General features: G+C 63.5%; 29 protein-coding genes and 1 riboswitch. Of the genes, 11 read left to right on the top strand and 18 right to left on the bottom strand.

The annotated features are described in order from the left end of the window. Positions 1 to 80: 80 nt before the first annotated feature. The 6 genes from CE_RS02900 (at position 81) to CE_RS02875 (ending at position 7094) form a co-directional block, all read left to right on the top strand. Positions 81 to 605, top strand: coding sequence for a GNAT family N-acetyltransferase (locus tag CE_RS02900; RefSeq protein ID WP_006769778.1), 525 nt, complete (start codon positions 81 to 83; stop codon positions 603 to 605). Between the two features lie 100 nt (positions 606 to 705). Then, positions 706 to 776: riboswitch (cobalamin riboswitch) on the top strand. 121 nt (positions 777 to 897) lie between these two features. Further along, positions 898 to 2103: a terpene cyclase/mutase family protein gene (locus CE_RS02895; RefSeq protein ID WP_006769780.1), complete on the top strand. Its 1206-nt coding sequence runs from the start codon at positions 898 to 900 to the stop codon at positions 2101 to 2103. Positions 2104 to 2113: 10 nt separating this feature from the next. Then, positions 2114 to 3187, top strand: a complete 1074-nt coding sequence (locus CE_RS02890) for a hypothetical protein (protein ID WP_006769781.1) — start codon at positions 2114 to 2116, stop codon at positions 3185 to 3187. A 106-nt stretch (positions 3188 to 3293) separates the two neighbouring features. Further along, positions 3294 to 4541 carry an energy-coupling factor transporter transmembrane component T gene (locus CE_RS02885; RefSeq protein ID WP_006769782.1) on the top strand — a complete coding sequence of 416 codons (1248 nt, stop codon included), beginning with the start codon at positions 3294 to 3296 and terminating at the stop codon, positions 4539 to 4541. Beyond that, positions 4534 to 6312 (top strand): ABC transporter ATP-binding protein, encoded by a 1779-nt coding sequence (locus CE_RS02880; protein ID WP_006769783.1) that lies wholly within the window; start codon positions 4534 to 4536, stop codon positions 6310 to 6312. Before CE_RS02885 ends, CE_RS02880 begins: the two co-directional genes overlap by 8 nt. Continuing rightward, complete coding sequence (locus CE_RS02875; protein WP_006769784.1) at positions 6309 to 7094, top strand: ECF transporter S component; 786 nt, start codon at positions 6309 to 6311, stop codon at positions 7092 to 7094. Before CE_RS02880 ends, CE_RS02875 begins: the two co-directional genes overlap by 4 nt. Positions 7095 to 7118: 24 nt before the next feature. Here the strand turns inward: CE_RS02875 and CE_RS02870 are convergent, their stop codons facing one another. Both CE_RS02870 and CE_RS02865 read right to left on the bottom strand, forming a co-directional pair. Next, the gene (locus CE_RS02870) at positions 7119 to 8462 is read right to left on the bottom strand and encodes a glucose-6-phosphate dehydrogenase (RefSeq protein WP_006769785.1); all 1344 of its coding nucleotides are present in this window, start codon (positions 8460 to 8462) and stop codon (positions 7119 to 7121) included. A gap of 49 nt (positions 8463 to 8511) precedes the next feature. Continuing rightward, positions 8512 to 9123, bottom strand: a complete 612-nt coding sequence (locus CE_RS02865; RefSeq protein WP_006769786.1) for a hypothetical protein — start codon at positions 9121 to 9123, stop codon at positions 8512 to 8514. A gap of 277 nt (positions 9124 to 9400) precedes the next feature. Here CE_RS02865 and CE_RS02860 point away from each other — a divergent pair, with 277 nt between their 5' ends. The 4 genes from CE_RS02860 to CE_RS02845 all read left to right on the top strand — a co-directional run bounded on the left by CE_RS02860 (position 9401) and on the right by CE_RS02845 (position 13777). Next, the gene (locus tag CE_RS02860) at positions 9401 to 11698 is read left to right on the top strand and encodes an FdhF/YdeP family oxidoreductase (protein ID WP_006769787.1); all 2298 of its coding nucleotides are present in this window, start codon (positions 9401 to 9403) and stop codon (positions 11696 to 11698) included. Between the two features lie 92 nt (positions 11699 to 11790). After that, positions 11791 to 12114 (top strand): DUF6457 domain-containing protein, encoded by a 324-nt coding sequence (locus CE_RS15500; protein WP_006769788.1) that lies wholly within the window; start codon positions 11791 to 11793, stop codon positions 12112 to 12114. Then, positions 12115 to 12948, top strand: a complete 834-nt coding sequence (gene fdhD, locus CE_RS02850; protein ID WP_006769789.1) for a formate dehydrogenase accessory sulfurtransferase FdhD — start codon at positions 12115 to 12117, stop codon at positions 12946 to 12948. A gap of 10 nt (positions 12949 to 12958) precedes the next feature. Further along, positions 12959 to 13777, top strand: a complete 819-nt coding sequence (locus tag CE_RS02845; protein WP_035109766.1) for an aldo/keto reductase — start codon at positions 12959 to 12961, stop codon at positions 13775 to 13777. 1 nt (position 13778) lies between these two features. Here the strand turns inward: CE_RS02845 and CE_RS02840 are convergent, their stop codons facing one another. The 4 genes from CE_RS02840 to rplN form a co-directional block, all read right to left on the bottom strand. Beyond that, complete coding sequence (locus tag CE_RS02840; protein ID WP_407921249.1) at positions 13779 to 14684, bottom strand: SGNH/GDSL hydrolase family protein; 906 nt, start codon at positions 14682 to 14684, stop codon at positions 13779 to 13781. Positions 14685 to 14860: 176 nt separating this feature from the next. Further along, positions 14861 to 15433 (bottom strand): 50S ribosomal protein L5, encoded by a 573-nt coding sequence (gene rplE, locus CE_RS02835; RefSeq protein ID WP_006769792.1) that lies wholly within the window; start codon positions 15431 to 15433, stop codon positions 14861 to 14863. Next, positions 15433 to 15747 (bottom strand): 50S ribosomal protein L24, encoded by a 315-nt coding sequence (rplX, locus tag CE_RS02830; protein WP_006769793.1) that lies wholly within the window; start codon positions 15745 to 15747, stop codon positions 15433 to 15435. Before rplX ends, rplE begins: the two co-directional genes overlap by 1 nt. Before the next feature lie 2 nt (positions 15748 to 15749). Next, positions 15750 to 16118, bottom strand: a complete 369-nt coding sequence (gene rplN / locus CE_RS02825; RefSeq protein WP_011075030.1) for a 50S ribosomal protein L14 — start codon at positions 16116 to 16118, stop codon at positions 15750 to 15752. Positions 16119 to 16459: 341 nt separating this feature from the next. On the opposite strand from rplN, the gene CE_RS02820 reads away from it, so the two are divergent. Further along, entirely contained in the window at positions 16460 to 17179 is a 720-nt protein-coding gene (locus CE_RS02820; protein WP_006769795.1) for an LppP/LprE family lipoprotein, read from the top strand. A 116-nt stretch (positions 17180 to 17295) separates the two neighbouring features. On the opposite strand, the gene rpsQ is transcribed toward CE_RS02820, so the two are convergent. From rpsQ to CE_RS02760, 12 genes are all read right to left on the bottom strand, one after another. Continuing rightward, positions 17296 to 17574 (bottom strand): 30S ribosomal protein S17, encoded by a 279-nt coding sequence (gene rpsQ, locus CE_RS02815; protein ID WP_006769796.1) that lies wholly within the window; start codon positions 17572 to 17574, stop codon positions 17296 to 17298. Positions 17575 to 17576: 2 nt separating this feature from the next. Next, positions 17577 to 17807, bottom strand: coding sequence for a 50S ribosomal protein L29 (gene rpmC / locus CE_RS02810; protein ID WP_006769797.1), 231 nt, complete (start codon positions 17805 to 17807; stop codon positions 17577 to 17579). Further along, complete coding sequence (gene rplP, locus CE_RS02805; protein WP_006769798.1) at positions 17807 to 18223, bottom strand: 50S ribosomal protein L16; 417 nt, start codon at positions 18221 to 18223, stop codon at positions 17807 to 17809. Before rplP ends, rpmC begins: the two co-directional genes overlap by 1 nt. Before the next feature lie 2 nt (positions 18224 to 18225). Further along, positions 18226 to 18972, bottom strand: a complete 747-nt coding sequence (gene rpsC, locus CE_RS02800) for a 30S ribosomal protein S3 (protein ID WP_006769799.1) — start codon at positions 18970 to 18972, stop codon at positions 18226 to 18228. Continuing rightward, positions 18972 to 19334 carry a 50S ribosomal protein L22 gene (gene rplV, locus CE_RS02795; RefSeq protein WP_006769800.1) on the bottom strand — a complete coding sequence of 121 codons (363 nt, stop codon included), beginning with the start codon at positions 19332 to 19334 and terminating at the stop codon, positions 18972 to 18974. Before rplV ends, rpsC begins: the two co-directional genes overlap by 1 nt. Before the next feature lie 3 nt (positions 19335 to 19337). After that, positions 19338 to 19616, bottom strand: coding sequence for a 30S ribosomal protein S19 (rpsS, locus tag CE_RS02790; RefSeq protein WP_003854296.1), 279 nt, complete (start codon positions 19614 to 19616; stop codon positions 19338 to 19340). Between the two features lie 16 nt (positions 19617 to 19632). Next, positions 19633 to 20475, bottom strand: a complete 843-nt coding sequence (gene rplB, locus CE_RS02785; RefSeq protein WP_011075029.1) for a 50S ribosomal protein L2 — start codon at positions 20473 to 20475, stop codon at positions 19633 to 19635. Between the two features lie 24 nt (positions 20476 to 20499). Then, a complete protein-coding gene (gene rplW / locus CE_RS02780; RefSeq protein ID WP_006769802.1) occupies positions 20500 to 20805 on the bottom strand; it encodes a 50S ribosomal protein L23 in 306 nt (101 codons plus the stop codon). Beyond that, entirely contained in the window at positions 20805 to 21461 is a 657-nt protein-coding gene (gene rplD / locus CE_RS02775) for a 50S ribosomal protein L4 (RefSeq protein WP_006769803.1), read from the bottom strand. The genes rplW and rplD overlap by 1 nt, the downstream gene beginning before the upstream one ends. Next, entirely contained in the window at positions 21458 to 22114 is a 657-nt protein-coding gene (gene rplC / locus CE_RS02770; RefSeq protein WP_006769804.1) for a 50S ribosomal protein L3, read from the bottom strand. The genes rplD and rplC overlap by 4 nt, the downstream gene beginning before the upstream one ends. A gap of 31 nt (positions 22115 to 22145) precedes the next feature. Further along, positions 22146 to 22451, bottom strand: coding sequence for a 30S ribosomal protein S10 (rpsJ, locus tag CE_RS02765; RefSeq protein ID WP_003854291.1), 306 nt, complete (start codon positions 22449 to 22451; stop codon positions 22146 to 22148). Between the two features lie 710 nt (positions 22452 to 23161). Then, positions 23162 to 24670 carry an acetyl-CoA hydrolase/transferase family protein gene (locus CE_RS02760; protein ID WP_011075028.1) on the bottom strand — a complete coding sequence of 503 codons (1509 nt, stop codon included), beginning with the start codon at positions 24668 to 24670 and terminating at the stop codon, positions 23162 to 23164. Positions 24671 to 24714: the final 44 nt, after the last annotated feature.

Here is a 24714-nt window from a genome sequence, read left to right as displayed (position 1 = left end):
CACCGCCCCACGCCGCACGCCCCTCAGGGAGGGTGCGGCGAGCGGTGGTCGGGGCGTCGACAAGCGTCTATTGTCATGGCATGTACCGACTGACAGCACCCGACGCCGGCGGGTACCGGGAGTGGGCCTCGTGCCTGGCCGAGTTTGGTGATGGCCCGATCGACGGATCGGGGTTTGAAGGGCGGCCGGAGCTGTCCGGGGCGGCGTTCGAGGCCTATATCACCGACCGTGCACGGTGGGCGGACACCTCGATCCCGACTCCGGAGGGTTTCGTGCACTGTGACTTCCGATGGATCACCGATCCCGGCGGGCAGCTGCTCGGTTTCCTGGCGATCCGCCATACCCTCACCCCCTTTCTGCTGGAGCAGGGCGGGCACATCGGCTATTCGGTCCGGCCCACATACCGCAACCGCGGGGTGGCGGGGACGGCGCTGGCGCTCGGGCTGGCGGAGGCGCAGGCCCTGGGGGTCACACCCGTGCTCCTGACCGTGCGGGAGGACAACCCGGCATCGCGTCGCGTGATCGAACGCGCCGGTGGTAACTATGAAGATACCCGGAACGGGTTCCGTCGCTACTGGTTCCCGAACACACACCGGACTCCCTGACGCATACCCGCGCCACACGACGGGGGCAGGCCGTTCACAGCTCACATTGACCTTGGTGTGAATGATTTCTAAAGTACGAGGTACCTACTGTTTGTTTCTGGGGGAAGTCCGGTGTGAATCCGGCACTGACCCGCAACCGTGTGGTGCATCGTGCACCGAGTCGGAACACCCAGAGCAGAACTGTTGGCTCACAACCGTCGAGGACTACGGTTCTGAAGCCCGTAGTCAGGCATGTCAGCCTTTCTTCCGGGATGCTCAGAAACGTTTCCCAGAAAGAATAGGACCTGCCTTCATGGCGCTTCTCGGGACACGCACCGCTGCCACAGCCCTGGCTCTGGCAACTGGCATCGCACTCATCACCCCCCACACCGCTGTTGCGGCAACACCACCCACCGATTCCGAGCTCGAGAGCACCGCGAGCTTCCTGGCAGCGCAGCTCACGGAAAGAGGCGACGGGCTGGTCGACGGCCCGTTCGGCGGCCGAGCTGACCTCGGCCTGACCGCCGATTTCATCTTCGCCCTCGATGCCCTGGACATGCATCATGACCAGGCGGATCGCAGCTACGAGGCCCTGGTCGACAACGCCGATGACTTCGTGTACTTCCTGGGTGAGGTGGATGCCGGTCGCATGGCCAAGTTCGTCGCGCTGCAGAACACCCGCGGTGAGCGCAATGAGACCTACATCGCAGAGCTGGTCGATGCGATCCAGGACAACGGCCGCCTGATGAACGAAACCGACGGCGAACCCACCTCCGACGCACAGAACTTCTCCCAGGCGTGGGCTGTCATCGCCCTGGCACGCGCTGGCGAGACCGAGGCTGCCAGCAAGGCAGCGGATTTCCTGGAGAGCCAGATCTGCGAGGATGGCGGTGTCCCACTGTTCCCGGCGACACCTCCGACCTGCACCTCCGTGGATCCCGACACCACGGGTATGGCCGGTCAGGCACTCGCGCTGGTCCGTGGTGCTGAAGCCACCTCCACCAGGAGCGTCCTGCAGTACCTGCGCAACAACACCACGCCTGAAGGCGGCATCAACAGCCGGTTCGCCGGGATCAACGTCAACTCCACCGCCCTTGCAGCCGGTGCCTTCGCCTATGCCGGCGACCTGGATGCCTTCGAGCGCAACCACGCCTTCCTGGATGCCGTGCGATTCGACGACTCCGCACCGGAGGAGCTTCGTGGTGGATTCGCCTACAAGATCAGCGATGTGGACACTGTAACCACCGTGTCCGATCAGATCCGTCGCGCCACAGCCCAGGCGGCCCTCGGTTTCGTCGGTGGTAGCTATGCATCCTCTGAGACCCTCTACCCGGAGCAGGTTGATCCTGATCCGGTCGATCCTGATCCGGTAGACCCGGCCCCGTCTGATTCTGATGGCTCCAGCAGTGGTTCCTCCGAGGGAGGAATCTTCCTTGGTGTGCTCGGCGCCATCGCCGCGATCATCGCTGCGGTTATCGGTTTCACCGGCACCGCTGCCTTCCTCCCGGTACAGTTCTAGGAGATAGATCATGTTGAACCTCAGCAGAAAAACCACGCTGACCAGGATGGTCATCGTCACGGTGGTGGCCTGGGTTGCGCTGGCCATGTCGCCGTGGGTACCCACGGCACAGGCCGCCACCACCACTCCGTGTTCCGATGATGAAGTCACCGTGATGGTGGAGGGTTACCCACTCGCCTGTTCAGCGGCCGGGGGAACCGGATATCAGGCCCTGATCAACGCTGGTTTCTCTGTTGAGGGCACCCAGAAATTCCCTGAATTCATCTGTCGCATCAACAGCTTCCCCGATGCCAGCGTGGACAAGTGCCTGACCGCATCCCCTGCCAGTGCCTACTGGACCTATTGGCACGCACCACTGGGAGCCAACTCCTGGACCTACAGTGATTTCGGCGCCCACGCGCGTTCCCCGCAGCCCGGCACAGTCGAGGCCTGGACGTGGGGTCCGGGTGTGGAACCGGGACCAGTGCCGGTGAGCAGGTCCACGACCACAACCGAGACCAGCACACGTTCCGGCAGCCTCCGGGACTCGCCCATGCCCACCGTCCCGGCATTCACCTGGACACCCGAGGCCACCCCGACACCGCAGGATGGCTCCACAGCGAATCAGTCCGGTGAACCCACCCCCGAGCAGAATCCTGACAATCCGGATGAGGTGCTTGTCTTCACCGATGCCGAGGGCAACCGGATCACCAAGCAGGAATATGACGAACTGGTCGCCGCAGCATCACGGGCAGCGCAGACACGTACCGCACCGGGTGCCGCACCCGGTGGCAGTGCACAGGCACCGGGTTCCGCCGGTGGCGCTGTGTCCGCAGCCACCGGCACAGGCGAGTCTGCGGAGACCACCACCGAGGAACCCGACCCGAAGAGCACCCGCGTGATGACCGCCCCGGCTCTGGAGGACACCAACCAACTCAGCGCCGACGGGCAGGTGATCACCCCGCAGTACGATGCCACGAGTGCGCAGGACACCGGCGGGTTATCCCGCGCCTGGACCATCGGCTTGGCCCTGGCGTTCATCGCCCTGTTCGGTGGGGCGGCCGCCGCCACCTGGGTGCTGCGTCGTGGGGAAGTCCACGGGTGACCCTCCCGGTTGCGGTCTCCCACCAGGGTGGCCACATAGTTGGAAAATGTGAAACACAGTGAAGACAATCAAGCGTTATCTCCTGTCCAGGCGTCTGATCCACCCCATGGCCTGGTGGGTGTGGGCCCTGGGTATCGCCGGGACCGTCAGCCTGACCACCAACCTCTACGTCCTGGCCATGGCACTGGTCGTCCTGTGTTTCGTGGTCGCACAGCGTCGGGGGGCCTCCCCCTGGGCACGTGCCTTCCCCATCTATTTCATCCTGTGCGGGTGGATCGTGGTCTACCGCGTGGTCATGCACATCCTCGTCGGTGCCAAGATCGGCCAGCAGGAACTGTTCAGCATCCCCTCCTTCGATCTGCCGGAGTGGGCGGCGGGCATCAATGTGTTCGGCACGGTCTATGCGGAGGGGCTGTTGATGAGCGCCACCCAGGGACTGGTGCTGGGCACCATGATCGTCGCGGTGGGTGCCGCCAACTCCCTGGCAGATCCGAAGAAGCTGGTCAAGGCGCTACCCGGCGCACTGGGTGATCTGGGCACCGCCATCGTCATCGGTATCTCGATTGCCCCGCAGATGGCGGAATCGGCGTACCGCATCCACCGGGCCCGCACGCTGCGTGGTGATGATACCGGCGGCATCCGTGGGTTCGCCAGGATCCTCATGCCCGTCTTCCAGGACACCCTGGACCGCTCCCTCGCGCTGGCCAGTTCTCTGGATGCCCGTGGTTACGGCCGTCGCGCCGACACCCCGCTCATTGAGCAGCGGATCACGTCCGCGTTCGGTGCCCTGGGCATCATCGGTGCCACCATCGGCATCTTCGTGGTGCTGGATGCCGGTGCCCCCATGTTCGTGGCGGTGCCGATCCTCATCGTGGGCGTCGGGTTCCTGGTGATCTCCCTATTCATCGCTTCTCGACGAAAAACCTCCACCACCTACGACCAGCTGCCGTGGGCGGGCGCGGAGTGGATCACCGCCCTGTCCGGACTGGTTCCCCTCGCCGCCGCCCTGGTGGAATACAACCTCAATCCAGCATCGATGGTGACCACCTGGATCCCGCTGCACATGCCCACGCAGGTACCCCTCCTGGTCATCCTCGCTCTGGTGGTCGCCACCGCCCCCGGTATCTTCACCCCCCGGTTGCCGCGCAACTCCTTCCGCGCCCGGCGCCGGACACCACGCGTGGCCACCACAACGGACACCACCCCGGACACGACACCAGCCGGGCCCACCCGGCGCACACCTGCAGGCCGGGGCCACCGCAGGAACCCCGAGCCGGCAGCGGTGACCGCGAGCTTCCCGGTTGTCGCCACCGCTGCTGCCACGGCCCCCAAGAAAGAGGCGTTACATGAGTAACCACAACCGCGTCACCGGAACCACCGGCACCGCCGTCAAACGCGAGGCGTGGTCGGATGCCCCGGTCCTGGAGCTGGAGGATGTCTCCGCCTCCTACTACACCGATGAACGCACCCTGGCGGAACCCCAGATCCGGGATGTCAATCTCACCCTCCACGAAGGTGAGATCCTCCTGGTTCTCGGGCGTACCGGCTCGGGGAAATCCACCCTGCTCAACGCCATGACCGGCGCGATGCCGCACGCCACCGGTGGGCGTCTCGACGGTCATGTCCGCGTCGTCGGGCGCGACACCCGTGACTTCCCGCCGCGCATGCTCTCCGATGTGGTGGGTGTGGTCGGTCAGGATCCGGCGGCCTCGTTTGTCACCAACACCGTCGAGGAGGAACTGGCCTACGGCATGGAGCAACTGGGTCTGCCCCCGGCTGTGATGAGCAAACGGGTGGAGGAAACCCTCGACCTGCTCGGCATCGCCGAACTGCGTGGGGTGCCGCTGTCCGAGCTGTCGGGTGGTGAACAGCAGCGCGTGGCCATCGGTGCGGTCCTGACCACCCGACCGGCCCTGATGGTGCTCGATGAACCCACCAGCGCCCTGGACCCCAACGGCGCGGAGGATGTCCTGGCGACGGTGACCAAACTCGCCCACGACCTGGCCATGACGGTGGTCCTGGCCGAGCACCGCATTGAACGCGTGCTGCAGTATGTCGACCGGGTGGCCCACGTCGGTCAGGATGGCCGGGTCACCCTCGGCACCCCGGCGGAGATCATGACCTCCGCGGATGTGGCTCCCCCGGTCATCGAACTGGGCCGCTGGGCGGGCTGGTCCCCGCTGCCGTTGTCCATCCGGGATGCCCGGAATCATTCCCATGCCATGCGCCGACGCCTGTTCCAGCGGGGGCTGGTAGTGTCCAAGGTGCAGACCACCCGGCCGAACCCCCTGCTGCGGGCGGAGGATGTCGTGGTGGACTTCCCGGAGATCCGTGCCGTAGACGGGGTGGATCTGACCCTCTATGAGGGTGAGGTCACCGTGTTGATGGGCCGTAACGGGTGTGGGAAATCCTCCCTGCTGTGGGCTCTGCAGGGCACGGGTAAACGCAGCCAGGGCACGGTCCTGGTCCATGATGATGACGCCGCCGCCCGGAAACATACCCGCAGGAACCGCGGTGGCGCCACCCCGGATATGCCATGGTCGGATCCCCACCAGCTCAAACCCGCTGACCGTCGCCGCGTGGTGTCCATGGTGCCGCAGACACCGACCGATATCCTCTATGAATCCTCCGTGGGCCTGGAGCTGCGCCGTTCCGACAAGGATGCCGCCGCGGCGCCCGGCACTACCCGCGCCATCCTGGACACCCTGGCCCCGAACATCCCCGATGAGCTGCATCCCCGGGATCTCTCGGAGGGGCAGAAACTCTCCCTGGCACTGTCTATCCAGTTGGCGGCACAACCACCGGTGGTGTTCTTCGACGAACCGACCCGCGGGTTGGATTACGCCGGTAAGAAATCCCTGTCGGACAGTTTCAAGGAGTTGGCGCTGACCGGTCACGCGGTGCTGGTGGTCACCCACGATGTGGAGTTCGCCGCCCTGTGCGCGGACCGGGTGCTGTTCATGGCATCGGGGAAGATCGTCGCCGACGGCCCGGCCGTGGATATCCTCGCGGCCTCCCCCGCCTATGCCCCGCAGGTGGCCAAGATCACCGCCGGTATCCAGGATCCGTCCTACTGGCTCACCGTGCCCGCGGTGAAGGCCGCGCTTGGGGACGGTGCCCTGTGATCAGCGCTATCGCCCTCAAACCGAAGACCTATCTCACGCTGGGTGTGCTGGCGGTGTTGAGCATCATCATCTTCTTTTGGCCGCTGATTGTGAATCCGGAGTCGTTCCTGTCCGATGATGCACAGGCCCCGCTCTACCTGGCGTTGGTGATCCCACTGGTGTTAGCTGCGGTGGTCGCCGAGATCAGCGAGGATGGTTTCGACGTCAAGGCCGTGGCCATGCTGGGTGTGCTCAGCGCCATGGTCGCGATCGTGCGTCCCTTCGGTGCGGGCACCGCCGGTTTCGAGGCGGTGTTCTTCATCCTCATCCTGGGCGGTCGCGCCTTCGGTCCCGGGTTCGGGTTCATCCTGGGCAACACCGGATTGTTCGCCTCGGCGTTGCTCACCGCCGGCATCGGCCCCTGGCTGCCGTATCAGATGCTGGCTGCGGCCTGGGTCGCCTTCGGCGCGGGCCTGCTGCCGCCCGTGCGCGGGCGGTTGGAGACACTCATCATCGTGGTTTACGCCGTGGTCGCCGCACTCGGCTACGGGTTCCTGATGAACATGAGCTTCTGGCCGTATGCCATCGGTGTATCCACCGAGTTGTCCTTCACCCCGGGCGCTCCGGTGCTGGAGAACCTCCACACCTTCGTGTTGTTCTCCCTCACCACGTCCCTGGGGTGGGACCTGGGGCGCGCGCTGTTCACCTCCGTGCTGCTGTTGCTCACCACGAAACCAGTGCTGGGTGCTTTACGACGCGCCAGCCGCCGCGCCGCGTTCGGTGTGGAGCGCAGCTTCAGCTGAGTGGGTGGGGCGTCGACAAGCTCCCTACCAGCCCGCAGGTCCCGCTGACCCCGCCGGGTACTCCTCCAGCGGGACCTCGTCGTTGGCGAACGCGGTGAGCACGGGCTCCACGATCTCCCAGGCCCGGGCCGGGGCGTCGGCGGGCACCTCGGCGGTGTCGCTCATGTCGAGGATGGCACGCACCACCCGGCCGTAGGCCGACAGCTTCGAGGGCACCAGTTCGGTGCGCAGTTCAACGCGCTGCAGGTTGTGGCTGTAACCATGGTCGGAGACATTCGCCTCGAGCACCACCTCATCGGTGAAGGGGAAGACCAGACGGCTGCCCGGCTGCAGCTCGACCTCCTCGGGGTAGCCCTCGCGCCGGTAGGAGATGGCGATCTCCCTGCGCGGTTTCCCCAGTGCCTTGCCGGAACGCAGGGTGATGGGCACGCCACGCCAGCGGTCGGTGTCCACGTGCGCGGTGAGCTGGAAGAGCGTCTCGGTCCCCCGCTCCGGATCCACGCCCTCCTCCTGTGCGTAGTCCGGCAGCTGTTCGCCACCCGCCTCGCCTGCGGTGTACCGGGCGCGACGGACGGAACCCGGATCGATGTCCGTGGCGGCGAGAATGTCGGTGACCGTGTCATCGGTGTCGGCAGCCAGGGCGTGTGCCATGACCTGCAGCAGGTGGGATTGGAGCATGTCGCGCACAGCCCCATTGCTGTCGTAGAACTCGGCGCGTCCCTCCAGGCCGAGGGATTCGTCATAGACGATCTCAATGCTCTCGACTGCCCTGTTATTCCACCCGGCGGAGAGGATCGCATTCGCGCCCATCAGTCCGACCAGGTTCGACAGGGCGGTCTCGCAGTTGAAGTGGTCGACGCGGAAGATGTGCTCCTCATCGGTGATTTTCCACAATTTCTCGTTGAGCTCGCGGGCGGTGTCCGCGTCCTCGCCGAAGGGTTTTTCCAGGGCAAGCACGATGCCCTCGGGCAGGGTGACCCCCGCCAGGGCATCGACGGCCTGCGCGGTCACGGAAGGCGAGAGCGCGAAGTAGAGCACCGGGCGGTCACCGGGTTCCCGGGAATCGAGCAGCTCCTGCAGCTCGGCCGGATCAGTGGCATCCGACGCCAGGAAAGAGGCATGCCCGGCCAGGCTGTCGACCACCCGGTCATCGATGTCTGTGCCGGCTGCGGCGAGGGAATCGCGCACCAGCTGCGGGTAGTCGTCGATCTCCGAACGCCCCGTGGCGACGATGTTGATCCGGGTGCCCTCATACTCCCGGAGGTACCCCGCCATACCGGGGATGAGCAGACGACGCACGAGATCTCCCGCGCCGCCGAGGATGTAGAACGTCACGGTCTGCCGGTGGTCGTGTCCTGTGGGAGTCATGGCCCCACGCTAGCAACACTGTTCACCCCGGTGCAGGAGGCCGGGAACGCTAGGAGGACAGCCCCAGGATGGACAGCAGTCCGGACTGCAGGGCGGCGAAGAAACCACCGAGCATGCCCAGCAGGCCGCCGAGGATACCGCCCTGGGAGGAGCCCACGGAGGAGGATGCCTCAACCGGCTCGGGCAGCTGCGCCAGCGCCGGGGCGACGGAACCGTCGCTGACGGACCATGCCTCGACGCTGCCGGCCTCCGGGGTGGAGATGGACGCGCCGACCTGATAGGACTCGTAGGCCACGGTGTAGTCCTCGGCCACGGTGCCGTTCCAGTAGCTCCAGAAGACCGGGTTCTCCGGGGTCCAGGTCGGTGCGACACCGTCGATGCCGGTGAGGAAGCGGCCGAAGTCGCTCTCGGAGTAGGTGAACTCGAAGCCTGCAGACTCCAGGGCCTCGAAGCCGTTGCTGAACTCGGTGGCGCAGGCGCCGGTGGGCTCCTTGTCAGAATCCTCACCGTATTCGACGTAGACCCAGACATTGTCGGCGTCGACGCAGTCACGGGCGGTGGTGAACTCAGCGGCCTGTGCAGCCGGCAGGAGAGCGAGGGTGGTGGCGGTGGCGGCAACCAGGGTGGTGGCCATGCGACGGGTGGTGGTGTTCAAGGTCATTCGCCTTTCGGGAAAGCACCGTGCAGGGATCCGGCTCTACGGTTGCGGGACAGCTACGGACGTGCTTGCGTATTCGCCATGCACGGTGGGGAGATGAGATACGGACGGTGGAGGGGATCACACACCGTCAGGAAAAAGTGGTGATCGCGTGCTGCGACCTCCAGTATTGTATCCCGGCCCGTAACAATCCCCCTCCCCGCGGGGGTGTGGTGGTGGGGGTCTTTTCGTCGACAAGCACCCCGGCCCGGGTGTGCCCCCGATCACCTAGACTGGCTGCATGACCACCCCACCTGAGATCTCCAGTGTCAATCCCCTCGCCAACAAGTTTGACCACCCGGATGTGGGTCGGCGGGTGAAGTCCGCGGCCGGGGTACCCGGTGTCCTCCACGCGATGGAACATGTCGTGCCCAACAGGGGTGTGCTGCCCCTGCTGACGATGAACAAACCCGGCGGTTTCGACTGCCCCGGGTGCGCCTGGCCGGAGCCTGCACCCCATGAGCTGAGCATCGCGGAATTCTGCGAGAACGGTGCCAAGGCCGTCGCGGAGGAAACCACCCCGAAGCGTGCGACCGCGGAGTTCTGGGCCGAGCACTCCATCTTCGACCTGCGGGAGAAAACCGATCACTGGCTGGGCAAACAGGGCCGCATCACCCAGCCGATGTTCTACGACCGTTCCTCCGGTGATGAGCACTACCGCCCGATCTCCTGGGAGGATGCCATCGCGCTGATCGCCTCCACACTGAAACGGATCGAACCGGATGAGGCGGTGTTCTACACCTCCGGGCGCACCCCGAATGAACCGGCGTACATGTTCCAGCTGCTGGCGCGTCGCCTGGGCACCAACAACCTGCCCGACTGCGGCAACATGTGCCATGAATCCACCGGCAGCGCCCTGAGTGAAACCCTCGGCCTGGGCAAGGGGTCGGTGGTCATTGAGGATTTCCACAACACCGATCTGCTCATCTCCGTGGGGCAGAACCCGGGCACCAACCACCCGCGTGCACTCAGTGCCTTCAAGAAACTGAAAGAAAACGGCGGCAAGATCCTCACGCTCAATCCCCTGCCGGAGACGGGGCTGATGAAATTCCGCGACCCGCAGACGGTCAAGGGTGCGCTGAGTATCTCCGAGGACCTCACCGATGAGTACCTGCAGGTCCGTCTCGATGGTGACCGGGCGTTCTTCCAGGCGCTGAATAAGGAACTGATCCGCCGTGACGCGCTGGACCATACCTTCCTGGAGAAGTTCTGCTCCGGGGTCGAGGAGACCATCGCGCACCTGAACAGCCTGGATGATGAGACCCTGCTGCGCGGTTGTGGGCTGGCGGCCAGGGATATCCAGAAGGCCGCGGATATGGTGGAGGCCGCCGACACCGTGGTGGTGTCCTGGACCCTGGGTGTCACCCAGCACAAGAACGCCGTGTACACCATCCGCGAGATGGTGAACTTCCTGCTGCTGACCGGTAACATCGGCAAGCCCGGCGCGGGTACCGCTCCCCTGCGCGGCCACTCCAATGTCCAGGGCGATCGCACCATGGGCATCTGGGAGAAGATGCCCGAGTCCTTCCTCCAGGCCATCGAGGATGAGTTCGGTTTCGATGTCCCGCGTGAGGATGGTTGGGACACCGTGGATTCCCTGCGCGCCATGCGTGACGGCAAGACGAAGTTCTTCATGTCCCTTGGTGGCAACCTGGTGCGGGTGGCCTCGGATACCTCCGTGCTGGAGAAGGGCATGCAGTCCAATGAACTGACCGTGCATGTGTCCACCAAACCCAATGGATCGCATGCCTGGCCTGGTGAGAAATCCCTGATCCTGCCGGTGCGCGCCCGCACCGACCGGGATGTGCAGAAGACCGGCCTGCAGACCGTCACCGTGGAGGATTCCGCCGGCGCCATCCACGGTTCCACGGGCAAGCGTTTCGCCAACCGGGATCTGGATCTGAAGTCCGAGTGTGATGTCATCGGATCCATCGGCCGGGAGACCTTCGGGGATGATTTCTGGCAGCCGATGATCGATGACTATGACGTGATCCGTGATCACATCGAGGCCACCATCCCCGGTTTCCACGACTTCAACCGGCGCATCCAGAATCCCGGTGGTTTCCTCTTGCCGAACGGTCCACGCGAGCGGGTGTTCAACACCTCCGACGGCAAGGCGCAGCTGACGGTCAATGAGACCAATGTGATCGAACTGCCCGAGGGATACCTGCTGATGAACACGGTGCGTTCCCATGACCAGTATAACTCCACCATCTACGGCCTGGATGACCGTTACCGTGGGGTGCGCGGTGGGCGGCGCGTGGTGTTCGTCAACCCCGAGGACTGCCATGCCCGCGGTCTGCGTGACGGGGACCTGGTGGATATCGTCTCCGTGTTCGATGACGGCGAGCGCCGCGCCCCGAATTTCCGGGTGGTGGAGTACGACACCGCCAGGGACTGCGTGACCACCTACTTCCCCGAGGCCAATGTGCTGGTGCCGCTGGATTCCGTGGCGGAGAAGTCCAACACCCCGGCATCCAAGTCGGTGCTGGTACGTCTGGAACCGCTGGGGGTCCACGCAGACGATCTTGACAAGTAGGGCTGCCAACTGACGCCGACAGGTAACCCCGCGGGATTTTCCCTTCCCGCACCCGTGTTGCACCGGGTGCGGGTTTCATATTGAGAGGACGGATGCTGGTGAGTGACCAGGACACTGAAGCGGACCGGATGGACCGCATGTACGAGTGGTTGGGCGTGGTGTGCGATGAGTTCGACATCGACCGGGAGCTTCTCGACGCCGTCGTGCCCCAGCTGCTCGATCTCACCCGCGATGTCGCGCACGGCCCCTCCCGCCCGGCTGCCCCGATGACGGCGTTCCTGCTGGGTATCGCGGCAACCCGAGGAGAGCGTGCCACAGATGGAACAGTCGCTGCGGAGACCGACACCGCGGCGCTTGCCCGCCGGGTCCTGGCGGGTGCCACCCGTCTCCAAGAGATGATTGCCAAGGAGTACTAGATGGGAAGAATCACACAGCATCTGCAGGTCCCCCGGGTGGTGTCCACGGAGACCAAGGTGTTCGTCAACACCCGCCCGGACACCATCGCGGTGGAGGAGCCACTGGAGATCCGCGTCAACGGCACCAACCTCACCACCACCATGCGCACCCCGGGCCACGACATCGAACTGGTCCACGGCCTGCTGCTGGCGGAGGGCCTGATCAGGGATGCCTCCGAGGTCTCCACCGCCCGCTACTGCGCGGGTGCGGTGGGACCGGACAACCAGAACACCTACAACGTCCTCGAACTGGATGTGGTGCCAGCTAATCCCCGGCGTGAGTTGAACCTGGTCTCCGTGCAGCGCAACCTGCCCACATCCTCCGCCTGCGGGGTCTGTGGCACCACCTCCATCGAGCAGCTGATGGACAAGAAGGGCTGGCCGATCGAGCCGATCACCCCGGATCCGCGGATGATCATCACCCTCCCGGAGAAACTCCGGGAACGTCAGAAGATGTTCGACAAGACCGGTGGCGTGCATGCCGCGGGCCTGGCCACCCTCGATGGTGAGCTGCTGGTGGTGCGTGAGGATGTCGGCCGCCACAACGCCGCCGACAAGGTCATCGGCCACATGCTCATGAACGGTCGACTCCCGCTGCGGGACACCATCCTGGTGATGAGTTCGCGTGCCTCCTTCGAGCTGGTGCAGAAGGCCGCGATGGCCGGCATCCCCGGGGTGATCGCCGTGGGTGCAGCCACCTCCCTGGCTGTGGACACCGCCCGCGATGCCGGGATGTTCCTCGCCGGCTTTGTCCGGGGCAACAAGTTCAACCACTATGCCGGGGAGCTGGGTTAGGCTGGCTGCCATGACCACACCACTGATTGATCTCCCACCCATCGGTTTCGGCACGGTCCACCTCGACGGTGCGGCCGGTGTCCAGGCGATGGTGTCCGCCATCCGCACGGGGTACCGGCTCATCGACACCGCCTACAACTATGAGAATGAGGGCGCGGTCGGTGTCGCGATCCGCGAATCCGGGGTGCCCCGCGAGGAGCTCATCGTCACGAGCAAACTCCCGGGACGCTTCCATGAGTTCGAGCTGGCACGCCCCCGCATCGAGGAGAGCCTCTACCGCCTGGGCCTGGATCACATCGATCTGCTGCTCATCCACTGGCCCAACCCCAACCGCGACCTCTACGTGCAGGCGTGGCAGGCGCTTATCGACGCCCGCGACCGCGGCCTGGTGCGCCACATCGGGGTGTCCAACTTCCTGCCCGAGCACATCGACCGACTCGAGGCGGAGACCGGCGAGCTGCCGGTGGTCAACCAGATTGAACTCCACCCCTACTTCCCGCAGGTCGAGCAGGTCGAGTGGCACAACGCCCGCGGTATTGTCACCGAGGCGTGGAGCCCGTTGAGCAACGGGCGTGGGCTTGTCGACGAACCCCTCCTCACCGACATCGGCCGGCGCTACGGCGTGGGTGGCGGCGAGGTGGCCCTGGCCTGGCACCATGCCCGGGGCATCGTGCCGATTCCCCGGTCCACCAATCCGGAGCGTCAGAAATCCAACCTGGAGGCGGTGCACCTCACCCTCAGCGATGAGGAGGTCTCAGCCATCACCGCGCTAGGTCGCCCGGATGGGCGCATCAAGGATCAGGACCCGGCGGTCTACGAGGAGTTCTGATCTAGGCGCGTGCGATGCGGTCGGCGAGGAGTCCCGCCGTCACCCCATCGCCCTTCACCGAGGGGTGCCAGGGCATCCCGAGCGCCGGGACCCGGGCATCGACGACACCATTGACCCAGGGATCCACGGTACAGCTGCTGTGCCCGGCGGTGGCTGCGCGCAGATCCACATACTCCACCTTGAGGATCTCCGCAGCTCCGCCGATGGCAGCTTCCAGCCGGTCCATATAGGACACCAGTGCCCAGGCATCCGGTTTGCGGATATCCACACCACCCAGGCGGACGCAGATCTCCCCACCGGTGCGTGGCATGTACTCCTGGTACCCCATGAGGGTGATGGTGGCATTCGGGGCGTAGTAGCGCAGGTAGTCGATGACCGGTTCCATGCGCTGCGCATAATACTCAGGGGTCACCGCCGCGGGGTCCTGCATGGTGCCGGCGGCAACCGCCCGGTCACCGCAGCCGTTGACCAGATCGGTGAGACAGTTGATCACCGAGTACCGCAGACTGATGTCAGGGTTGCCCCAGTGGTCGTTCTTGCCGAACTGGATGATGATCTCCTCGGTGCGCGGCCCGATCGCCCCGAGTGATTCGGCGTGGCGGACCTCATCGGAGAAGTGCAGACCTGCGGAGTTGATGGAGGCGCCGTTGCAGGAGGCGTCGATAAGCTCTCCCGTCGGCAGGCCGAGGCGCGCCTGCAGCTGGGCGGGCCAGGAACCCGCGCCACGGAGACAACCGCGCTCATCGGCGGTGAAGGGGGCGTTGGTGCCGGAGGAGTGGGAATCACCGAAGACCACCACCCGCGCCCCACCTTCCGGGGCGCGGGTGTCCGCGATCCCCTCAGAGGACGTCAGCGCACGCAGCGTCCTGGCATCCTGTGCGTGGGCGGGTGTCACGCCGATCATCATCACCACCGCCAGCAGCGCTGCCACAACGCGCGTGAAACCGGACCTGGACATCAACAACTCTCCTTCTCCCCCGACTGCTGAGAAGATATTAGCAGCCCCGCAGCCCCCGGGGACGCAAAAGGCACCCACCCTCGCCGGGTGAGTGCCTTCTGTGTGTTCAGCCTATGACAGCTGTTTTACTGCTTCTTGCCGTCTTCGCCCTTGAAGGGGAAGCCGAGCTCGCGCAGCAGTGCGCGACCCTCATCGTCGGTCACAGCGGTGGTGACGACGGTGATGTCCATGCCGCGGGGACGGTCGATCTTGTCGACGTCGATCTCGTAGAACATGGTCTGCTCGGTGAGGCCGAAGGTGTAGTTACCGTGGCCGTCGAACTGCTGGTCGGAGAGTCCACGGAAGTCGCGGATACGTGGCAGGGCCACGGTCAGCAGACGGTCCAGGAACTCCCACATGCGGTCGCCGCGGAGGGTGACCTTCGCGCCGATCGGCATGCCTTCACGGAGCTTGAAGTTGGCGATGGACTTCTTCGCACGGCGAAGCTGTGGCTTCTGACCGGTGATTGCGGTGAGGTCCTCGAGTGCGCCGTTGATCATCTTGGAGTCACGGGCAGCGTCGCCGACGCCCATGTTCACGACAACCTTGGTGACGCCCGGGATCTGCATGACGTTCGAGAACTCGAACTGGGTCTGCAGGTTGGGGCGGATCTCGTCCTGGTAGCGGGACTTGAGACGCGGGGTGTAGTTCTCAGCCATTAGATATCCTTCCCGGAACGACGAGAGACGCGAACCTTCTTGCCGTTCTCGTCAACGCGGAAACCAACACGGGTGGGGTTTCCATCGGCGTCGATGACCATCACGTTGGACACGTGGATGGGAGCTTCCTGGGTCACGATTCCGCCGGACTCTGCACCACGCTCGGGTGCGGAGTTGGCCACGTGCTTCTTGATGCGGTTAACGCCTTCGACCAGAACCTTCTCGGTCTTCGGGAAAGCCGCGATGACCTTGCCCTTAGCGCCCTTGTCTGGACCTGAGATGACCAGAACCATATCGCCCTTGTGGACCTTCATTCTTAAATCACCTCCGGTGCGAGAGAAACGATCTTCATGAACTTCTTCTCGCGGAGTTCACGTGCGACAGGGCCGAAGATGCGGGTACCGCGTGGCTCGTTGTCGTTCTTGATGATGACGGCGGCGTTCTCATCGAAGGAGATGTAAGAACCGTCGGCACGACGGGTCTCCTTCTTGGTGCGCACGATGACAGCCTTGACGATCTCGCCAGACTTCACGTTGCCGCCGGGGGCTGCTTCCTTGACAGTGGCGACGATAACGTCACCAATGCCAGCAAAACGTCGGGTGGATCCACCGAGAACGCGGATGCACAGGATTTCACGTGCACCAGTGTTGTCGGCGATCTTCAGACGCGATTCCTGCTGAATCACTACTGGTCTCCTGACCTGGATTAATGTGTGCTGGATTTCCGTCCCAAACACACGTGGTCTTTGTCCTACCGGCGTCTACACACACTTCATTTTCGAAGGCAACGAACACTCACACATGGTGGCGTCGAGGGGTCTCGGAAGCATGATTCGGAAAAGCACCATCACTTCCGACCTACGCAGACGACTCAGACATTTAACCACACCCCCGGCACCCAATCCAAATAACGCGACACCCTCCTGCGTGCGCGGTGGCATGGGGCTGTGCTATGGAAACCGGTGCGCAATCACCCGCCACGCCCTAATATGGGAATTCCCGCAGCCCTGTATGAGGAGAGGACTCCATGGCCAGGAAGCACGCATCCGCTGTTCTCATCCCCGCTTTCGCCACTCTCCTGCTGGCCGGATGTGTGAACACCCCCGACACCACGGTCGAGATCACGCCCGATGAGGTGGCCATCGACGGCACCGCCGCTCCCCTCCCCGTCGGCACCCCGCCAACAGATGATGAGGTGGCGGAGGAGGATGTGCCGGAGGAGTCCTCCGTCGATAAGCCCCCGGTGCCGTGCACCGACAACCCGATGGCCTCCGACTTCGCCCCCTTCCTGGAACAGGGGATCATCCCCGTCGGCGCCCTGGGTGCCACACCGGATTCCACCGTCCCGGTCGACGATGTCTACTACCACTTCCAGATCGGTGAGAACGGTTATGATTCCTGCGCCGCCCTGAGCTACCTCGTGCTTAACGGGTCCAACGGCGATGCCGAGCGGTCCGCGGGTATCGGCGCGGCCATCCACGACGCGGTGGTGCTGTTCCACCGGGGTGAGATGATCACCGCCCCCGCCCCCTTCCAGATGAAGACCGTCGAGGAGGTCACCCGGATCGCCGATGACCGCATCGAGGTGCGCTACGGCCACGCCGGGGGTGCCTCCGCCCAGGGTGTGACCGAACGCCACCTGTTCACCTTCATCCACACCGGCGAGGGCCTGACTGGCGAGGGCTCGCTGCCCGCCGACATTGATGATCACGCGCGACTCGACCTGCAGGAGTCGAGACTCCCCTAGAGCCCAGGCGATTCCGGGCAGCAGAAAGCCCCACCCGGTGCATGACCGGATGGGGCTTGTGCTGAACGTATCCTCCCCGGGGGGGGGAAGAAGCGTTCAGTTACTGCTCAGGAAAACTACTTGGCCTTCTCGATGATCTCGATGAGACGGTAGTTCTTGTCCTTGGACAGCGGACGGGTCTCCTCGATGCGGACCAGGTCGCCGATACCGGCGATGTTCTCCTCATCGTGGGCCTTGACCTTCTTGTTGGTGCGAAGGATCTTGCTGTACAGAGCGTGCTGCTTACGATCCTCGAGCTCGACGACGATGGTCTTCTGCATCTTGTCAGAAACCACGTAGCCGGTGCGAACTTTGCGTGCGCCCTTTTCCTTGTTGCTCACGTTTGCCTCACTCATAATTAAGCCTCAGCTCCCGGAACGACGGACAGGCCCAGTTCACGCTCGCGGATAACGGTGTAGATGCGGGCGATGTCGCGCTTGACCGTGCGAAGGCGGCGGTTGTTGGTCAGCTGGCCGGTGGCGAGCTGGAAGCGAAGGTTGAACAGTTCTTCCTTGGCCTCGTTGAGGCGGTTGACCAGTTCTTCCTCGTTGAGTTCACGGAACTCGTGTGCTGGGGTACCGATAGCCATTAGAGCTGATCCTCCCTCTTGACGATACGGACCTTGCAAGGAAGCTTCTGGCCTGCACGACGCAGAGCCTCGAGAGCCATAGCCTCATCCGGGTAGGACATCTCGAAGAGAATGCGGCCCGGCTTGACGTTGGCGACCCACTTCTCCACAGGACCCTTACCGGAACCCATACGAACGCCGAGTGGCTTCTGGGTCAGCGGACGGTCCGGGAAGATGTTGATCCAAACCTTGCCACCACGCTTGACGTGGCGGTTGATGGCAATACGTGCAGATTCGATCTGACGGTTGGTGATGTAGGCAGGCTCGAGAGCCTGGATGCCGTACTCACCGAAGGTGACGCGGTTGCCGCCCTTGGAGATACCGCTACGGGTTGGGCGGTGCTGGCGACGGTACTTAACGCGCTTAGGGATAAGCATGTTTAGCCCTCCTGCTTCTGCTCAGCACGCTGACGGCGCTGGCCACCACGACGCGGACGTGCGTTGCGGTCGCCGCGGCCACGGCGCTCGGCCGGTGCGTTGATCTCGGACTCGCGACGGCCACCGACGACGTCACCCTTGTAGATCCACACCTTGACGCCGATGCGTCCGAAGGTGGTGTGGGCCTCGTAGGTGCCGTAGTCGATCTCGGCGCGCAGGGTGTGCAGCGGAACGCGACCCTCGTGGTAGCGCTCGGTGCGGGACATCTCGGCACCGCCGAGACGACCGGAGCACACAACCTTGATGCCCTTGACCTGTGGCTGGCGCATTGCGGACTGGATAGCCTTACGCATTGCACGACGGAAAGCCACGCGGTTGGACAGCTGCTCAGCGATGGACTGGGCCACCAGCTGAGCGTTGGCATCGATGTTCTTGACCTCGAGGATGTTGAGGGCGACCTGCTTGCCGGTGAGCTTCTCCAGCTCGCGGCGAATGCGGTCAGCCTCAGCACCACGACGGCCGATGACGATGCCGGGGCGTGCGGTGTGGATGTCAACGCGAACGCGGTCGCGGGTGCGCTCGATGACGACGTCGGCGATGCCGGCGCGGTCGAGGCCCTTGGACAGGAAATCGCGGATCTTGATGTCCTCGGCGACGTAGTCAGCGTAGGACTGGTCGGCGTACCAATGGGACTTCCAGTCGGAAGTGATGCCCAATCGGAGGCCGTGTGGATGAATCTTCTGGCCCACTAGTTGGCTCCTTCCTTCTGGCTTTCAACAACCACGGTGATGTGGCTGCTGCGCTTACGGATCTGGAATGCACGACCCTGAGCACGTGGCTGGAAGCGACGCATGGTCGGGCCCTCGTCGGCGTAGGCCTCGGAGATGACCAGGGTGCGTGGATCCAGACCGAAGTTGTTCTCAGCGTTGGCGGCTGCGGATGCAACAACCTTCGCAACAGGCTCGGAAGCGGCCTGCGGAGCGTACTTCAGGATGGACAGTGCCTCGACCACGGTCTTGCCGCGGACGAGATCGATGACACGACGTGCCTTCATCGGGCTCACCCGGACGAAACGGGCGGTCGCGCGGGCGGAGGTGATGTTGTCACTCATCGCTTATCGACGTCCCTTCTTGTCGTCCTTGACGTGACCCTTGAAGGTCTTGGTTGGGGCGAACTCGCCCAGCTTGTGGCCGACCATTGCATCATCGACGAACACCGGCACGTGCTTGCGTCCATCGTGGACAGCAAAGGTGTGACCGATGAAATCGGGGAGAATGGTGGAACGGCGGGACCAGGTCTTGATGACCTGCTTGGTACCCTTTTCGTTCTGAGCATCGACCTTGTTGAGGAGGTGCTCATCGACGAACGGGCCCTTCTTAAGGCTGCGTGGCATTCTTCGTTACCTCCTCTTAGCGCTTCTTGTTCTTGTTGGCGCGACGGCGACGGACAATCATGTCATCGCTGTAACGCTTCGGGCGGCGGGTGCGGCCTTCCTTCTGTCCCCATGGGGACACAGGGTGACGACCACCGGAGGTCTTACCCTCACCACCACCGTGCGGGTGGTCGACCGGGTTCATGACGACACCACGGACGGTTGGGCGCCAGCCCTTCCAACGCATACGACCGGCCTTGCCCCAACGGATGTTGATCTGGTCGGCGTTGCCGACCTCACCAACGGTTGCACGGCAGCGGATGTCGACGCGACGGATCTCGGTGGACGGCATACGCAGGATCGCGTAGGGGCCTTCCTTACCGAGCAGCTGAACGGAGGAACCTGCGGAACGAGCCAGCTTTGCACCAGCGCCCGGCTTCAGCTCCACGTTGTGGATGGTGGTACCGGTCGGGATGTTGCGCAGCGGCAGGTTGTTGCCCACCTTGATGTCGGCGTTGGCGCCGGACTCGACAACGGTGCCCTGGGTCAGACCCTTCGGGGCGATGATGTAACGCTTCTCGCCATCGAAGTAGTGCAGCAGAGCGATGTTGGCGGTACGGTTCGGGTCGTACTCGATGTGAGCGACCTTGGCCAGCACGCCGTCCTTGTCATTACGACGGAAGTCGATGACGCGGTAACGACGCTTGTGTCCACCACCGCGGTGACGGGTGGTGATGTGACCGTGAGAGTTGCGGCCGCCGGTCTTGGACAGCGGGCGCAGGAGAGACTTCTCAGGGGTCGAACGGGTGATCTCCGAGAACATGGAAACGGAGCTTGCGCGGCGACCCGGGGTTGTCGGCTTGTACTTACGAATAGCCATAATGTGTCCTTTTCTATCGACGTCTTAAGCGACGGAGCCGTTGAAGATGTCGATGGAGTCGCTGCCCTCACGAAGAGTGACGTAGGCGCGCTTGGTGGCCTTGCGGACACCGAAACCGGAGCGGGAGCGCTTGCGCTTGCCCTCACGGTTGACGGTGTTCACGGAAGCAACCTTGACGCCGAAGATCTCTTCGACAGCAATCTTGATCTGGGTCTTGTTGGCGTCACGGGCAACGAAGAACGTGTAGACGTTCTGCTCCATGAGGCCGTAAGACTTTTCAGAAACGACCGGTGCGAGGATGATGTCGCGTGGGTTGGCGATGGTAGCCATTAGTTCTGCTCCTCCTGTGCCGCGCCGGTGGCACGGTTGATGAAGGTGTGGAGAGCCTCAACGGAGAACACGATGTCATCAGAGTTGAGGACGTCGTAGGTGTTCAGCTGATCAGCGGCCAGGATGTGGACGCCGGGCAGGTTGTTGGCACTCTTCTGTGCGTTGATGTCCTCACGGCCGATAACCAGCAGGACGGACTTACGCTCGGTCAGACGCTCGATGAAAGCCTTGGCAGACTTGGTCGAGGGAGCCTGGCCTGGCACCAGTTCGGAGATGACGTGGATGCGCTCGTTGCGAGCACGATCGGACAGGGCGCCGTAGAGGGCGGCCTTGATCATCTTCTTGGGGGTGCGCTGCGCGTAGTCGCGTGGCTTCGGGCCGTGGGAGATGCCACCACCGGTGAAGTGAGGAGCACGGATCGAACCCTGACGGGCGCGGCCGGTTCCCTTCTGGCGGAATGGCTTGCGGCCACCGCCACGCACCTCAGCGCGGGTCTTGGTGGAGTGGGTGCCCTGTCGAGCTGCTGCAAGCTGTGCGTTGACAACCTGGTGCAGCAGAGCGACGGAGACCTCACGGTCGAAAATCTCAGCAGGGAGGTCGACAGAGCCGTTGGTGGTACCTTCAGCAGTCTGGACGTCCAGCGTCAGATTGGTCATGCGTGTGCACCGCCCTTCACTGCGGTCTTAACGGTAACGATGCCGCCACGGTTGCCCGGGATCGCACCCTTGATCAGGATGAGGTTGGCATCGGCGTCAATCTTCTGAACCTTGAGGTTCTGGGTGGTGACGCGGTCATTACCCATGCGGCCAGCCATACGCTTGCCCTTGAAGATGCGGCCCGGGGTCGCAGCTGCACCGATACCACCGACGCGGCGGTGTGCAGCCTGGTTACCGTGGCCGGCACCCTGGCCGGCGAAGCCGTGACGCTTCATGGCGCCGGCGTAGCCCTTACCCTTGGAGGTACCGGTGACATCAACGAACTTGACGTCGTTGAAAATCTCCACGGTGACATCCTGTCCAACCTCGTAACCGGAGACATCGTCCATGCGGATCTCGGTGACGTGGCGGCGGGGGGTAACGCCAGCCTTCTTGAAGTGACCAGTCAGAGGCTGGTTCACCTTACGTGGGTCGATTTCGCCGTAGGCGATCTGGATGGCGTTGTAGCCATCGGTCTCAACGGTGCGAATCTGGGAAACAACGCATGGTCCAGCTTCGACGACGGTGACCGGGATGACACGGTTTTCCTCGTCGAAGATCTGGGTCATGCCGAGCTTGGTGCCCAGAATGCCCTTGATCTCGTTTTCACTCATTATTTATTCTCCGCTACCAAAGTTCCGTCGATCACTGAATGTTCACATCGACGCTGGCCGGAAGGTCGATACGCATGAGAGCGTCAACCGTCTTCGGCGTCGGGTCGAGGATGTCAATCAGGCGCTTGTGCGTGCGCATCTCGAAGTGCTCGCGAGAGTCCTTGTACTTATGGGGAGAACGGATAACGGCGTATACGTTCTTTTCAGTGGGCAAAGGCACCGGTCCTACGACTCGGGCACCCGTGCGGGTGACCGTCTCGACGATCTTGCGTGCAGACGCATCAATCGCCTCGTGGTCATAGGCCTTGAGCCTAATGCGGATTTTTTGTCCCGCCACGCTAATCCTCTTCCTCGCTCGTCCCACATCTTCCATTTTTGGAGAGCGGTGGGAATTCGCTTCATTCTTTTCTCTATAACGTTGTCCGGGCTTGGGGCTCGGGCGCAACGCCAGTGTTTAACCTGACTGTCAATGTGTCTGACATGGATCACGGGCGCTGTACAAACAAACGCGCCACGGATGACCTTGCACGCACCGCGGGTGTCGTGGTCAGGAAATCGGAAGGGACCGTGAAATGTATCGCGTGGCCCTAACGTAACTGCCGCTGTTTATTTGCCATGCCCCTTCTCCGGTTCCGCCGTCACCGGTGCAAACCCGGCTTCAGGGGACCTCCTGCAGTTGAATCACACCCGGACGGACCGGATGCTCCTCGACTCCAATGAAGGTGTCATGTTTGCCGAACCAGCGTCACGCTCATACTCACGGGCATCCATCTGTGCAGGTGGATGCGCATGGCGATACGCGCCCTGTTAAGGCAACTCGACTAGTTAACCACATTGTCACCTGGAATACAAGCTCGAAATATAAGCCCTATCTGCGGAAAGTACGGGCAATTCACCAAGGCCCCCACCCGGTTACCGATATCACTCACACCAGGCCCCGAATGACAAATCTGTCATTTCCCCCACCCCGGGAAGAGGACCACCCCCGCCCCCGGCGCAGGGGCCGGGGAACGGGGGGTGGTCGGGCGTCGACAAGCGTGGTGGCGCTTAGGCGTTGCCCTTCATCGAACCGGTCTCATCCAGGTTGATGTGGAAGCTCAGCGCATCGCGCAGGTTGTGCGGGGTGTGCTGGTGCTTGTTCTGCTGGGCACGCTCGAAGTACTCCTCCAGCAGCGGACGGTAATCCGGGTGCGCGATGGAGATCATCTTCGGCGCACGCTCACGTGGGGCCAGTCCACGCAGGTCGGCGTAACCATATTCGGTGATGACCACCATGGCATCGTGCTCGGTGTGGTCAATGTGGGAGGCGAACGGAACGACCGCGGAGATCGCATCCCCCTTGGCCACCGACGGGGAGATGAAGGAGGACACGAACGCGTTACGGGTGAAGTCACCGGAACCGCCGATGCCGTTCATGATGCGGGTACCGGCCACGTGGGTGGAGTTGACGTTACCGTAGATATCGGCCTCGATCATGCCGTTGGAGGCGATCAGACCCATGCGGCGGATGACCTCGGGGCTGTTGGAGATCTGCAGTGGGCGCAGCACCAGGCTCTTGCGGTAGGTGCTGGCCTCACGGTTCATCTTCTCCGCGTACTCCGGGGACAGCGCGAAGGAGGTGGCGGAGGCCTGGGTCATCTTGCCGGCATCGATGAGGTCGAGCATGCCATCCTGGACCACCTCGGTGTAGGCCTTGATGTTCTCGAACTTCGAGTCGAGCAGACCGGCCATCACGGCGTTGGGGACGTTACCCACACCGGACTGCATGATGTAACCGTCGTAGGTGAGGCGGCCGGCGCGGACCTCCCCCTCGAGGAAGTCGAGGAAATTGCCGGCGATCTGCTTGGAGGTCTCGTCGAACGGCTTGAAGGGGCTGTTGCGGTCGGGGGAATCGGTCTCAACGACGGCGACGACCTTGTTGGTATCGATGCGGATGAAGGTCTCACCGATGCGGTCATTGACGTTGTTGATCGGGATGGGGGTGCGGTTGGGCAGGTGGGGGACGCGGTAGATATCGGCCATGCCCTCAAGCTCCAGGGACTGCCAGGAGTTGACCTCGATGATGATCTTGTGGGCGGACTCCAGGTACTCCACGTTGTTGCCCACACCGGAGGATGGCACGAGGTGGCCGTCCTCGGTGATGCGGCAGACCTCGACGATGGCGACATCCAGATGACCGAAGAAACCCTGCTCCACCTGCAGGCCCGAGTGGGACAGGTGGATGTCCTGGTACTTCATGGCGCCGGCGTTGATCTTGTTGCGCATCTCGGGATCGGACTGGTACGGCATGCGGTAGTTGATCGCATCCGCCTCTGCCAGGACACCATCACAGTCCGGTGCGGTGGAGGCACCGGTCAGGAGGTTGATGGCGTACTCATCACCCTTGGAGTGTGCCTCCTTGGCGCGGTTGGCGATGGCAGTGGGCAGCGCCTTCGGGTAGGCCGCGCCGGTGAATCCGGACATGCCCACGGTGTCGCCGTTGTTGACGAACTGGGCGGCTTCCTCGGCGGACATTACCTTCGATCGGAATTCTGCGCTTGCGATTCTCTCAGACATGCTTACTCCTCATGGGTTTGCGCGTCAGCCCGGTCCATGTTGCT

Origin of the sequence: Corynebacterium efficiens YS-314, from assembly GCF_000011305.1 — a bacterium.
In the GTDB taxonomy this organism is placed as follows: Bacteria; Actinomycetota; Actinomycetes; order Mycobacteriales; family Mycobacteriaceae; genus Corynebacterium; species Corynebacterium efficiens.
This window is presented reverse-complemented; position numbering and strand designations above follow the sequence as displayed.